11 protein-coding genes, 2 tRNA genes and 1 rRNA gene are annotated in these 12,389 nt (G+C 69.1%); 8 read left to right on the plus strand and 6 right to left on the minus strand.

Annotated features, from left to right (window positions below; translation table 11 throughout):
* The first annotated feature begins 14 nt into the window (after positions 1-14).
* From rrf to BMX97_RS22345, 8 genes are all read left to right on the plus strand, one after another.
* Positions 15-130, plus strand: a 5S ribosomal RNA gene (rrf, locus tag BMX97_RS22310).
* Positions 131-179: 49 nt separating this feature from the next.
* A tRNA-Met gene (locus BMX97_RS22315) sits at positions 180-256 on the plus strand.
* A 1,081-nt stretch (positions 257-1,337) separates the two neighbouring features.
* Positions 1,338-1,414 (plus strand) — tRNA-Trp (locus tag BMX97_RS22320).
* A 193-nt stretch (positions 1,415-1,607) separates the two neighbouring features.
* The gene (secE, locus tag BMX97_RS22325; protein WP_060848447.1) at positions 1,608-1,892 is read left to right on the plus strand and encodes a preprotein translocase subunit SecE; all 285 of its coding nucleotides are present in this window, start codon (positions 1,608-1,610) and stop codon (positions 1,890-1,892) included.
* 63 nt (positions 1,893-1,955) lie between these two features.
* Complete coding sequence (gene nusG / locus BMX97_RS22330; RefSeq protein ID WP_048435103.1) at positions 1,956-2,489, plus strand: transcription termination/antitermination protein NusG; 534 nt, start codon at positions 1,956-1,958, stop codon at positions 2,487-2,489.
* Between the two features lie 181 nt (positions 2,490-2,670).
* Positions 2,671-3,120 carry a 50S ribosomal protein L11 gene (rplK, locus tag BMX97_RS22335; RefSeq protein WP_048430287.1) on the plus strand — a complete coding sequence of 150 codons (450 nt, stop codon included), beginning with the start codon at positions 2,671-2,673 and terminating at the stop codon, positions 3,118-3,120.
* A 12-nt stretch (positions 3,121-3,132) separates the two neighbouring features.
* Positions 3,133-3,840, plus strand: coding sequence for a 50S ribosomal protein L1 (rplA, locus tag BMX97_RS22340; protein ID WP_091753456.1), 708 nt, complete (start codon positions 3,133-3,135; stop codon positions 3,838-3,840).
* A gap of 197 nt (positions 3,841-4,037) precedes the next feature.
* A complete protein-coding gene (locus tag BMX97_RS22345) occupies positions 4,038-5,645 on the plus strand; it encodes a B12-binding domain-containing radical SAM protein (protein WP_091753457.1) in 1,608 nt (535 codons plus the stop codon).
* Positions 5,646-5,735: 90 nt separating this feature from the next.
* Here BMX97_RS22345 and BMX97_RS22350 read toward each other — a convergent pair whose 3' ends face one another.
* From BMX97_RS22350 to BMX97_RS22375, 6 genes are all read right to left on the minus strand, one after another.
* On the minus strand, positions 5,736-5,954 hold the full coding sequence (locus tag BMX97_RS22350; RefSeq protein WP_244538592.1) for a putative hemolysin: 219 nt from the start codon (positions 5,952-5,954) through the stop codon (positions 5,736-5,738).
* Between the two features lie 89 nt (positions 5,955-6,043).
* The gene (locus tag BMX97_RS22355; RefSeq protein ID WP_091753459.1) at positions 6,044-6,766 is read right to left on the minus strand and encodes an ABC transporter ATP-binding protein; all 723 of its coding nucleotides are present in this window, start codon (positions 6,764-6,766) and stop codon (positions 6,044-6,046) included.
* A 4-nt stretch (positions 6,767-6,770) separates the two neighbouring features.
* A complete protein-coding gene (locus tag BMX97_RS22360) occupies positions 6,771-8,825 on the minus strand; it encodes a branched-chain amino acid ABC transporter ATP-binding protein/permease (protein ID WP_091753460.1) in 2,055 nt (684 codons plus the stop codon).
* A 78-nt stretch (positions 8,826-8,903) separates the two neighbouring features.
* Entirely contained in the window at positions 8,904-9,776 is an 873-nt protein-coding gene (locus tag BMX97_RS22365) for a branched-chain amino acid ABC transporter permease (RefSeq protein ID WP_060848453.1), read from the minus strand.
* A 90-nt stretch (positions 9,777-9,866) separates the two neighbouring features.
* Entirely contained in the window at positions 9,867-11,081 is a 1,215-nt protein-coding gene (locus BMX97_RS22370; RefSeq protein WP_091753461.1) for an ABC transporter substrate-binding protein, read from the minus strand.
* Between the two features lie 217 nt (positions 11,082-11,298).
* Positions 11,299-12,354: a hypothetical protein gene (locus tag BMX97_RS22375; protein WP_244538598.1), complete on the minus strand. Its 1,056-nt coding sequence runs from the start codon at positions 12,352-12,354 to the stop codon at positions 11,299-11,301.
* Positions 12,355-12,389 lie beyond the last annotated feature (35 nt).

Here is a 12,389-nt window from a genome sequence, read left to right on the forward strand (position 1 = left end):
ACGTGCTTGGCCGGTCTGGTGGTCAGAGCGGGGTGATCAGAACCCGATCCCATCTCGAACTCGGCCGTTAACCGCCCCAGCGCCCATGGTACTGTGTCTCAAGACACGGGAGAGTCGGTCACCGCCAGACCTGCCAAGCACGTACACCTTCCCTCGACACGATCCGGATCGCGCCTTGGCGCGGGGTGGAGCAGCCCGGTAGCTCGTCAGGCTCATAACCTGAAGGTCACAGGTTCAAATCCTGTCCCCGCAACCAAACCAATCAGAAGCCCGCCGGCGATCAGCCGGCGGGCTTTTTGTCTTTGCAATGATACGCCACTCGGTACGAGGCAGAACCCGACGCAGGCCAGTCGACACCCCCACCGTGAAACTCGACGACGAGCTTGATTCCTCTCCGTCGAAGCCTGGTCTTGGCGAGCTCAGTGCCCGACTTGATCGAACCATCGTTGAGGCCCGCGGCACTCCCGCAGGGATCGTAGCGCTGCACCACTGGCGATAAGGGCGCTGGCGGGGGAGGGGCCTTTCCGGTCGCCTGTTCCCGTCGAACGAGACGTCATCGCACCCCAAGCATATTCGCAAGGCCGTGCGGCAGCCGGGTGGGACGCTATCGGCTCCCGCAATCGACGTGGACCAAGTGTGCGGCCGTGGCGAATCTCCGCTGCGGCAGGGCTTTCGTCGTGCCGCCGCAAATCGAATGATCTCGCCTGCGCTAATCCCCGCTCGCGGGATATCGATGGCAATGTTTTGCGTCGTCATCGTCCGCAGGGCCGGGAATCGGAGGCAAGATGCAAGACGCCGCCGCCGATCCCGAAGGCTGCTCGCCCGATGGGGCGCCTCGATCTGACTGGCCCGGCACGAGGATCGCGTCGGCCGTCGGTATGGTCTGCCACGAGCGGTGCGACCTCCGCAGCGCCCGCCGGCAAGCTGCGCCTGCATCGGCGCTCTGAAGGGTGACATTCGGCGCTGGAGGCTCGTCCAAGGCCGCACCGGACGCAGCAGCTCTGCTGACGGGGCTTGACCGCGCCGATGGGGGCGGCTGCCGAGTGACGCCACCCGTGCCTTGATCGCTGCGAGAGCGCTGGGTGCAGGCGGCGTTCTCACGCCCGTATCGGCCATCCCGGCCGAGAAAAATTATACTGTCAAATACTTCGGTTGGCCCTTTCCGTTGCAGGCGATCAACACGATGGCCTCCGAAGCGGGCGCCGAGCGCGGTCGATCGGCCGGTGGTGGTCCCGGAGGATGCCCTCGGCCCGCGAGCTCTCGCACCGGATCGCGCGACATTCCGCTTGCATCCGGGCCGAGGATCCGGCTAGAGAGCGAGCGCGCCGCGGCGCTGCAGGAGTGTAGCTCAACTGGTCAGAGCACCGGTCTCCAAAACCGGGGGTTGGGGGTTCGAGTCCCTCCACTCCTGCCAGGAACCGCGAGCCGACCGGAGTTACCGTCACCCGCCGGCAACTTCGTAACAATCCGTTCGGGACAGTCGACAAGCGCAGGCAACTGCGCTAGACGCTGCCCCCATCCCAGATCGAACAGGCGGCTTCGCGGGCCGGGGGTGATCCTTCAGCCCGCCGCCGCCGTTGGTTTCGAGCGCATCGGTTGTCCGAGCCATGGCATCGAACGAAGCGACGAAGAAGATGGACCTCGGGCGCAACGCCTCCCGCAGCACCCCGCCGGCGCCGCCCGCGCGTCCGGCGCCGAAGCGCGTCGGCCCGTTCGAGTTCCTGCAGCAGGTCCGCGACGAGGGCCGGAAAGTCACCTGGCCGACCCGCAAGGAGACCCTGGTGACCACCCTGATGGTGTTCGTCATGGTGGTGGTGGCGAGCGTGTTCTTCACCGTCGTCGACCAGGTGCTGCGTTACGCCGTGACGCTGGTGCTGGGCATCGGGGCCTGATCGAGAAACGACCCGGCTGATGCTGGCCCGCGACGGGGCCGCCGCCGGACTGGAGTGAACGCCGTGTCGAAGCGCTGGTACATCGTCCACGCCTATTCGAACTTCGAGAACAAGGTCGCGCAGTCGATCAAGGATCAGGCGGCGCAGCGCGGCCTGACCGAGAAGTTCGACGAGGTCATGGTTCCGACCGAGAAGGTCGTGGAGGTGCGCCGCGGCCGCAAGGTCGATGCCGAGCGCAAGTTCTTCCCCGGCTATGTGCTGGTGAAGTGCGACCTCACCGACGAGGTCTACCACCTCATCAAGAACACCCCGAAGGTCACGGGCTTCCTCGGCGCCGACAAGTCGAAGCCGGTGCCGATCCCCGACGCCGAGGCCGAGCGCATCAAGGGCCAGGTCCAGGAAGGCACCGACCGCCCCAAGGCCTCGATCTCCTACGAGGTCGGCGAGCAGGTCCGCGTCGCGGACGGCCCGTTCGCCTCCTTCAACGGCGTCGTCGAGGAAGTCGACGAGAGCCGCTCCCGCCTAAAGGTGGCGGTCTCCATCTTCGGCCGGGCGACCCCGGTCGAGCTCGAATACGGTCAGGTCGAGAAGCTCTGATCGTACCCGGCGGAGCGGTTCGGGAACCGTACGGGGCGCGGCAGCGCGCCTCGTCTTTTCCGTTCCCGTCCCATCCGCCCCTCACCCGCGGAAGGCCCGCCCGGAAACGCCTCCGGGAGCCCGGGCCGCACCGCGACCTGCAACCGCCCTCATTGTCTAGGGCTATTCTGGGAGCAGTCCCATGGCGAAGAAGATCACGGGCTACGTGAAGCTTCAGGTCCCGGCCGGCGCCGCCAATCCGTCGCCGCCGATCGGTCCCGCGCTCGGTCAGCGCGGCCTCAACATCATGGAATTCTGCAAGGCCTTCAACGCGAAGACCGCGCAGATCGAGAAGGGCACCCCGATCCCGGTGATCATCACCGCGTATCAGGACCGCTCCTTCACCTTCGAGATGAAGCAGCCCCCGGTCTCCTTCTTCCTGAAGAAGGCCGCCGGCCTGAAGATCGGCAAGAAGCCGGCCTCCGGCTCGAAGACCCCCGGCAAGGGCGCGCCCGCCGGCAAGGTCTCCGAGGCGCAGATCCGCGAGATCGCCGAGAAGAAGATGCCCGACCTGAACTGCGATTCGGTCGATTCCGCCGTTGCCATGATCCGCGGCTCCGCCCGCGCGATGGGCCTCGAGATCACCGCGTAAGGGGAGGGCGACATGGCACAGACAGGCAAGCGCATCCGCTCCGCCCGCGAGGGCATCGCGGTCACCAAGCTCTACCCGCTCGACGAGGCGGTGAAGCTCATCAAGGAGCGGGCCAAGGCCAAGTTCGACGAGACCTTCGAGGTCTCGATGAACCTCGGCGTCGATCCCCGCCACGCCGACCAGATGGTCCGCGGCGTCTGCAACCTGCCGAACGGCTCCGGCCGGACCGTGCGGGTGGCGGTGTTCGCCCGCGGCCCGAAGGCCGACGAGGCGCGGGCCGCCGGTGCCGACATCGTCGGCGCCGAGGACCTGCTCGAGACGATCCAGGGCGGCACGATCGACTTCGATCGCTGCATCGCCACCCCGGACATGATGCCGCTGGTCGGCCGCCTCGGTAAGGTGCTGGGCCCGCGCGGCCTGATGCCGAACCCGAAGGTCGGCACCGTCACCATGGACGTCAAGGGCGCCGTCGCCGGCGCCAAGGGCGGTTCGGTCGAGTTCCGCGTCGAGAAGGCGGGCATCGTCCACGCCGGTATCGGCAAGGTCTCGTTCGACGAGCAGAAGATCGTCGAGAACATCCGCGCCTTCGCGGATGCGGTCGCCAAGGCCCGGCCCGCCGGCGCCAAGGGCACCTACATCCAGCGCATCGCCGTCTCCTCGACGATGGGCCCGGGCGTGAAGGTCGATCCCTCGAGCGTGCTGGCCGCCCACGGCGCCTGACGCCGACGCGACTGTCGCGATACCATCGCAAGCGCCCGGTCCGGCAACGGACCGGGCGCTTCGCGTTTTTGCTGTCGAGGGCCCGATGCGGGCGGCGTGACGCTGCGGCATTGCGACTCGCGGCTGTGCGGCGCGGCGTGGCGAAAAGCTGACGTGGCGGGGCAGCCTTCCGGCGGGGCTGTGCTAGATACGTTTCCATGCGCAGCACCGTCCCGGTCTCCTCTTCGCGACGCATCCTCTGCGTCTTCCCCGCCTACACGCCCTCGTTCGGCACCTTCTCGCACGCCTATCCGCTGATGGGCGGCGTCAAGGCCTTCATGCCACCGCAAGGGCTGCTCGTGATCGCCGCCTACATGCCGGAGGCATGGGAGGTGCGATTCGTCGACGAGAATATCGCTCGGGCCGGCCCCGAGGATTTCGCCTGGGCCGACGCGGTGTTCGTGTCGGGCATGCACATCCAGGAAGGCCAGATCCACGAGATCGGCCGCCGGGCGCATGCCGCCGGCAAGGTCGCCGTCTTAGGGGGGCCCTCGGTCTCCGGCGCGCCGGAAAAGTACCCGGATTTCGACTACTTGCATCTCGGCGAGATCGGCGACGCCACCGACGCGTTGATCCGCCGCCTCGACGCGACCGTCGCGGTGCCGTCCGAACCGGAGCGATTCGAGACGGCCGACCGCCTGGCGCTCGCCGACTTCCCGGCGCCGGCCTACGAGCGCGTGCCGCTGAAGCGCTACCTGATCGGCTCGCTGCAATTCTCGTCGGGCTGCCCGTATCGCTGCGAGTTCTGCGACATCCCGCAGCTCTACGGCCGCCAGCCGCGACTCAAGACCCCCGAGCAGCTCTGTGGCGAGCTCGACGCCATCGTGGCGCAGCCGGCCCACCCGGCGGTGGTGTACTTCGTCGACGACAACTTCATCGGCAACCGCAAGGCGACGCGGGACATGCTGCCCCACCTGGTGGAGTGGCAGAAGCGGAACAACTACCCGCTCCAGTTCGCCTGCGAGGCGACGCTCAACATGGCCAAGCAGCCCGAGATCCTCGAGCTGATGCGCCAGGCCAACTTCATGACCGTGTTCGTCGGCATCGAGACGCCGGAGGCGGACGCGCTCAAGGGCATCGACAAGACCCACAACGCCGCCGTGCCGATGTACGAGGCGATCGAGACCCTGAACTCGTACGGGCTCGAGGTCACCTCGGGCATCATCCTCGGCCTCGACACCGATTCGGACAAGTCCGAGCAGAACCTGATCGACTTCATCGACAAGTCGGCCATTCCCGTCCTGACCATCAACCTGCTCCAGGCCCTGCCCAAGACGCCGCTCTGGGACCGGCTGGAGCGGGAGGGGCGGCTCGTCCACGATGCCAGCCTCGAATCGAACGTGCTGTTCAAGCGCCCGCACGACGAGGTGGTGGGATCCTGGCGCCGGGCCATCGCCCATGCCTACTCGCCCGAGCACCTGTTCGAGCGCTTCAAGCGCCAGTGCGACGTCACCTATCCCAACCGGATCACCACGCCGACCGCCGGCAAGCTGACCTTCACCAACCTGCGCCGCGGGCTGATCCTCGGCTTCAACATCGTCACCCGGGTCGGGCTGTTCTCCGATTATCGCCGGGCGTTCTGGCAGGCCGCCGGCTACGCCCTCAAGCGCGGCCAGATCGAGGCGGTGTTCAACATGGGCTTCGTCGCCCACCACCTGATCCGCTTCACCCGCGAGGCCCTGCGGGGCGAGCACAACGCCTCGTTCTACGCGGCCCAGGACAAGGCGAAGGCGGACGCCGCGGCCGGGGCCCGGCAGGCGGCTTGATCGGCCTTCGACCGTCATCGAGGGCGGCATCCCGGGGCTCGGCGCGGCCGAAGCCCTGGGATGTGGCGCGGGGGGGCGACGGTGATCCGCCTACCGTTGCTTTGCCGCGCGAAACAGCTGCCACTCCTCGACCACCCGACCGTCGAGCAGGTGGCAATAGCCGGCCTCGCCGGCGGCTTCCTTGCGGATTTCGACGCGCCGCCCGCCGAGCGGGGCGCAATGGGCCGAGGCCGGGTTCGCCATGGCCCAGGCCCGACCGGTCCCGACGGTGGTGGCAAGCAGCGCGGCTGCGATCATGACCCGTGTCACGGCACCTCTCCCGTTCTCATGCCGGACGGCAGGATTGGGGAGAGGCGATGAACCGGCGGTGACGCGACGGCGTCCCGCCGGTCCGATCGTCAGTGGCCGCCGCCGAGATAGGCCGCCCGCACCTGCGGATCGTCGCGCAGCTGTGCCGCCGGGCCCTGGAAGCGGATGCGGCCGTTCTCCAGCACGTAGGCGTGGTCGGCCACGCCGAGCGCCGCCATGGCGAACTGTTCGACGAGCAGCATCGTCACCTGTTCCTCCTTGAGCCGGCGGATGATGCGAAACACCTCCTCCACCAGCTTCGGAGCGAGGCCCATCGAGGGCTCGTCGAGGAGCAGGATCTCGGGGCGCAGCATCAGGGCCCGGCCCATGGCGAGCATCTGCTGCTCGCCGCCCGACAGGGTGCCGGCGAGCTGGGTGCGGCGCTCGCGCAGGCGCGGGAAGAGGGTGTAGGCCCGCTCCCGGTCGGCGTTGACGTCGCCCTTCGGCCGCGAGCCGGTGAGGCGCGGGAAGGCGCCGAGCGTCAGGTTGTCCTCGACCGACAGGGTCGGGAAGACCCGCCGCCCCTCGGGCGAGTGGGCGAGCCCGGTGCGGGCGACGTCGTGGCTCTCCAGGCCGCCGATCTCGCGCCCGTTGAGCTTGATCGAGCCGGAGCGCGGCTTGATCATGCCCGACAGCGCCCGCATCGTCGTGGTCTTGCCCGCTCCGTTGGAGCCGATCAGGGTGACGACCTGTCCCTTGGGGACCGTGAAGGTGAGGCCGTGCAGGACCTCGATCTGGCCGTAGCCGGCCGACAGGCCGCTGACATCGAGCATCTCTCTACTCCGCGGCGTCGGCAACCGGGCTGCCGAGATAGGCTTCGATGACCTTGGGGTCGGACTGGACCTCGCGGGCACCGCCCTCGGAGATCTTGTGGCCGAAATCGAGCACGCTGACGCGGTCGCACAGGCCCATCACCACGTCCATGTGGTGCTCGATCAGGATCACCGTGATGCCGGCGTCGCGGATCTTGCGGATAATCACCGTCAATTCGGCGATGTCGGGCGCGGTGAGGCCGGCGGCCGGCTCGTCGAGGAGGAGGAGCACCGGATCGAGAGCGAGCGCCCGGCCGATCTCGAGGAGCCGCTGCTTGCCGTAGGGCAGGTTGCGGGCCTCGACCTGTGCGAGCGCGCCGAGGCCCACGAAGTCGAGGATCGCCATCGCGCGGGCCCGGGCCTCGCGCTCCTCGCGTCGCCGCCGCGGCGTGCCGAGAATCGCGTCGAACAGCGTGCCCTGGAAGCTGTGGTGCAGGCCGACCAGCACGTTCTCCAGCGCCGTCATCTCGCGGAAGAGCTGGACGTTCTGGAAGGTGCGGGCGACGCCCGAGAGCGCGATCTCGGAGGGGGTGCGCCCGTCGAGCCGCTTGGCGGCGTCGGTGCCGGCGGCGAGCGTCACGCTGCCGGCGGTCGGCTTGTAGATGCCGGTGAGCACGTTCATCATCGTGCTCTTGCCCGAGCCGTTCGGGCCGATCAGCCCGTGGATCGTGCCCGGGCGCACCGCGAGGTCGACCTCGTTGAGGGCCTTGAGGCCGCCGAACTGCATCAGCGCCCGCTCGACGGTGAGCAGCGGATCGGCGCCGGAGCGGCCGCCCTGGCGGATCAGCGCGTCGCCCGAGGCCGCGAGCGCCTGGGTCGCCCCCGTATGGGCCGGGCGCAGGAAGGGCAGCTTTTCGCGTAAGAAACCGACGATGCCGTCCGGCAGGTAGTAGACCACGAACAGGATCATCAGGCCGAAGACGGTGAGGCGGAAATCCGTCACCGAATCCATGGCGAGCGTCGCCGGGAAGAAGGCGAGGCAGAGCGCGCCCGGGATGAGCAGGCTCATCCGGTTGTCCTTGCCCCGCAGGAAGGCGAGGCCGACCACGACGACCGCCAGCGCGGCGATGATGCCGGCCATGATCCGCACCAGGGCGATGTCGGCCAGGATGTTGGGCATCATCACGATGATGGCCGCGCCGATCAGCGGTCCGGAGCGCGACTTGCGCCCGCCCATGGTGACGGCGAGCAGGAACAGCACCGTCAGCTCGAAGCCGTAGGAGTTCGGTGCGACGTAGCGCTCGGACCAGGCGAAGAGCGCACCCGAGAGGCCCGCGAGCGCGGCCGAGATCACGAAGGCGTAGACCTTGTAGCGGTAGACGCTGACGCCCATGCAGTCGCAGGCGATCGGCGAGTCGCGCAGGGCCTCGAAGGCGCGGCCGAAGGGCGAGCGCACCACCCGGTTGACCACCAGGATCGTGAGCAAGAGGCAGGCGCAGACGAGGTAGTAGAATTCGAGCTTGCGGCCGGCCGCACCCCAGGGCGCCTGCAGGCCGATGAGCGAGAAGTCGAGGACCCGGGCCGGCGGCAGGGTGATGCCGAGCGGGCCGTTGGTCAGGTCCGTCATCTCGTTGATGAAGATCTGGATGATGGTGCCGAAGGCCAGCGTCACCATGGCGAGGTAGGGACCGCTGACCCGGAGCGCCGGGATCGCCAGCAGCAGGCCGAAGCCCGCCGTGACGCCGATGCCGGCCAGCAGCCCGAACCACAGCCCGAGCTTGAACTTGAGAAACAAGACGGCGGCCGCGTAGGCGCCGATGCCGAACAAGCCGGCATGGCCCAGCGAGACCTGGCCGGTATAGCCGACCACGATGTCGAGCCCGAGGATCAGGATCGCGTAGATGGCGATCACCACCAGCAGGTGGATGTAGTACTGGCTCGTGACGACGTGCGGGAAGGCCGCCAGGAACACGACGAGGCACACGGCCCCGAGGAGGCCGACGAAGCGGCCGAGTCCGGCTTGAGGGACCGGCGGGGCGGTTTGCCGGGCCAGCGCCGGCGCGGAGGCGGACTGCGCCATGATGGTGGGGAACCCTGGACGAGACGGGAGCGACGAGGCCGCTCCCGCGTTCCGGGAGCGGCGCGGGCGGAAGAGTGGTCAGACCTTCTTGATCACGGCCTTGCCGAACAGGCCGACCGGGCGCACCGCCAGCACGGCGAGCAGCAGGATCAGGCCGGGCACGTCCTTGTAGCCGGTCGAGATGTAGAAGCCGGTGAGCGTCTCGGCGATGCCGAGGATCAGCCCGCCGACGATGACGCCGAGGCCGGATTCGAGGCCGCCGATGATCGCCACCGCGAAGGCCTTGAGCGCCAGCACCGAGCCCATCGTGGCGCCGGTCAGCGTCACGGGGGCGACGAGCACGCCCGCAAAGGCGGCGGTCATGGCGCTGATCGAGTAGGACAGGGTGATGACCTTCTGGGTGTTGATGCCCATCAGGCCGGCGGCGTCGATGTCGTTCGAGGTCGCCACCACCGCCTTGCCCCAGATCGAGCGGCGGTTGAACAATTCGACCGCGAGCATCATCAGGAGCGCGCCGGCGACGATCATCAGCTCCATCGGCAGCACCCGGACGCCACCGAAGGTCAGCGCCTCCTCCGGCAGCGGCGAGGGGAACTTCAGGTCGTCGCGGCCCCAGATGTTCTCGGCGACGTTCTTGAAGATGATGCCGAGCGCGATGGTGGCCATGATCCACCCGTACTCGGACTTGATCTTGACCGCCGGGCGCACGCCGAGGCGCTCGACGACGGCGCCCAGCGCGAAGCCGAAGACCAGGACCAGCGGCAACATCAGCCAGTAGCCGGTGAACGGCACCAGCGTCAGGCCGAACAGGGCGCCGAGCATCAGGGCCTCGCCCTGGCCGAAGTTCAGGGTCTTCGAGGTGGCGAAGGTGAGCTGGTAGCCGAAGGCGATCGCGGCGTAGATCATGCCGACGGCGACGCCGCTCGCCACGAGCTGAAGGAAGATCTGCATGGGAAATGGGCTCGTCTTCGTCGGGCGGGCCCCGCGCGTCGCGCTGCGGGGGCGGGCCCCGCGCCTCGCGCGCGGGACCCGGATGCGGCCTCAGTTCGAGGCCTTCTCCTTGACGCGGACGACGCCCGCGTTCTTGGCGTCCTCGTCCTTGGCGTAGACGATCTTGCCGTCCTGGACCTTCCCGAACACCACCATGTTGCGGCTGATGGCGTTGTGGTCCTTGGCCGTGAACGGCTTGTCGTAGGTCGTGACCACGCCCTCGACCTTGGTGTTCAGATCCTCGAGCGCGGCGCGGACCTTCGCGCCGTCGGTCGAGCCCGCCTGCTTGATCGCGGCGGCGAGCAGGTAGACCGAATCGTAGCCCTGCGCGCCCGCCACCGGGGTCGGGATCTTGTTGACCTTGAAGCTGGCGTAGTAGCCGTCGAGGAAGGACTTGCGCTTGGGCAGCGTCTTATCCTCGATGAAGGTCTGGGGCATGATCACGCCGTTGCCGTTCGTGCCGGCGATATCGATGAAGCTCTGCATCGAGGCCGGCCACGAGGTGATCATCGGCACCTTCCAGCCGAGCTTGGCCATGCCGTTGGCGATCTGGGCGAGCTCCGGGCCGATGCCGTAGGCCAGGATCACGTCGGCGCCCGCCTGCTGCGACTTCAGCAGCTGGGGCGTCATGTCGACGTCCTTGATGTTGAACTTCTCGACCGCGACCGGCTTGACGCCCTTGGCCTTGAAGTACTTCTCGAGGTCCTCGCGGCCGAGCTGGCCGTAATTGGTCGAGTCGGCCAGGATCGCGATCTTCTTGAAGCCCTGCGCGATCGCCTCGTCGGCCATCATGCCGGCCTGCAGCACGTCGTAGGCCGAGGTGCGGAAGACGTAGTTGTTGTCGTAGTCCGGCGGGTTGAACTGGTTGGTGATGATCGTGCCGGTGGCGACGTTGTTGATCACCGGGATCTCGGCTTCCTGGTAGAAGCGCTGGGCGGCCAGGGCCACGCCGGTGTTGATGAAGCCGAGGGTGGCGACCACCTTCTCCTTGTTGATCAGCTCCTGGGCGACCTGGGCGCCGACCTCGTTCTTGGCCTCGTCGTCGCGCTCGACGAGCTGGATCTGGCGCCCGAGCACGCCGCCGTTCTTGTTGATCTCCTCGGCGGCCAGACGCACGCCGTCGCGCATCGACACGCCCATCGAGGACGAGCCGCCGGTATAGGGGCCGGTCACGCCGATCTTGATCGGGTCGGCCGCCAGGGCCGGGGCCGCGAAGGCGGTCGCGCAGGCGAGCGCCGCCGCGAGCGCGGTCAGGGATGAGCGCATCTGGGGTTCCTCCGGGGGACCGTTTCTTGCCGTCCCGGCCTGTCGCGGCCGGAGATCGGGGTGCCGGATAGAACCGAAAGTGGCAGCGCTTGTCGAGCGCGTCTTTCGATCTAGAAACAGATGCGGGGGCGGGGCGCGACGGCCAAGGACTGACCGGGCCCGCCGCCCCGCCGAAATCGGCGCTCCTGGACTTGTCGAGACCCGGCCGAGGACCGTCTCAATCCTTCGCCGGCTCGTCCTTGCCCGGGACCTGCGTGATGCCGCCGATCACCCGCACCGGGCGGTTGCCCTCGGGCGGGGTCTTCCAGCCGCCCTCCGCCGGCTTGGCGTCGGGCGCCTTGGCTTGTGCGGCCTCGGCCGCCTTCGCGGGGGCGGGCTCCCTGGTGGCCGGCACGGGCCTGGCGGCCTGCGCGGGCTTGGGCGCCAGGGGCGGTACCAGCGCGGCGGGGGCCTCGATCCGCTCGGGCGGGTTCGGGCGCGCCGCGGTCCGGCGGGGCGCCTCCGGCCTGGTTCCCTCGGTCTTGGGGGCTTCGGACTTCACCCCCTCGAGCGGGGTCTCGCGGCGCGGCGCGACGCCGGTGCGGGCGGCCGTGCTGTCGGGATTGAGGCCGAGCGGGTTGGGCCCGGCATTGGTCGAGGCGCGGGGCGCCGGCGCGACGCGGGCCGCCGGGGCGGCGGGTTCGAACTGCGGTGCGCCCTGCGGCAGCGGACGGGCGGCGACGCGGCGCTCCTCGGGACGCTCGCCGGGGGGCAGCGGCTCGGCGCGGGGCAGCGGCACGGGGGCGTAGCGGCCCTCCTCGCGCCAGCCGTCGCCGCCGCGCGGGGCGCGATCGCGAAAGGCCTCGTCGCGCGGCCAGGGCGGGCGGCTGTCGGCCTCGGTCCAGCCGTAGCCGGGGCGGCGGCCACCGGGCACGGTGCCGGGGGGAATCAGCGGCGCCTCCAGGCGCTCGCGGTCGAGGATGCGGCCGGTGCGGGCATCGACGACGAGCTGCACCCGGTTGCCCCACGGGCTGTCGGCCTCGACCCGGTAGGTCTCGCCGTCGAAGCGCGGATGGGTCATGCCGGTGAAGCCGGCCCGGCCGAGGCGGAAGATTACCGCGCGCGGCGGCAGGATCGCGTCGTCCTCGTCCTCGATGGCGACCGGGTAGCCCGGGCGGTAGCCCTGGGCCTGAGCGGGCAGGATCGCGCCCGTCATCAGCGTGGCGGCGAGCGCAGCAAGAAGTGCCGCGCCCGTCACGGACCGCGAACCCGTCTTGGACGGCAGTGCAGTCATCGTCCCGCATTCCCTTGTTTCCGGGGTCGTGCCGG

This window comes from Methylobacterium sp. ap11 (genome assembly GCF_900110515.1).
Classification (GTDB): domain Bacteria; phylum Pseudomonadota; class Alphaproteobacteria; order Rhizobiales; family Beijerinckiaceae; genus Methylobacterium; species Methylobacterium ajmalii.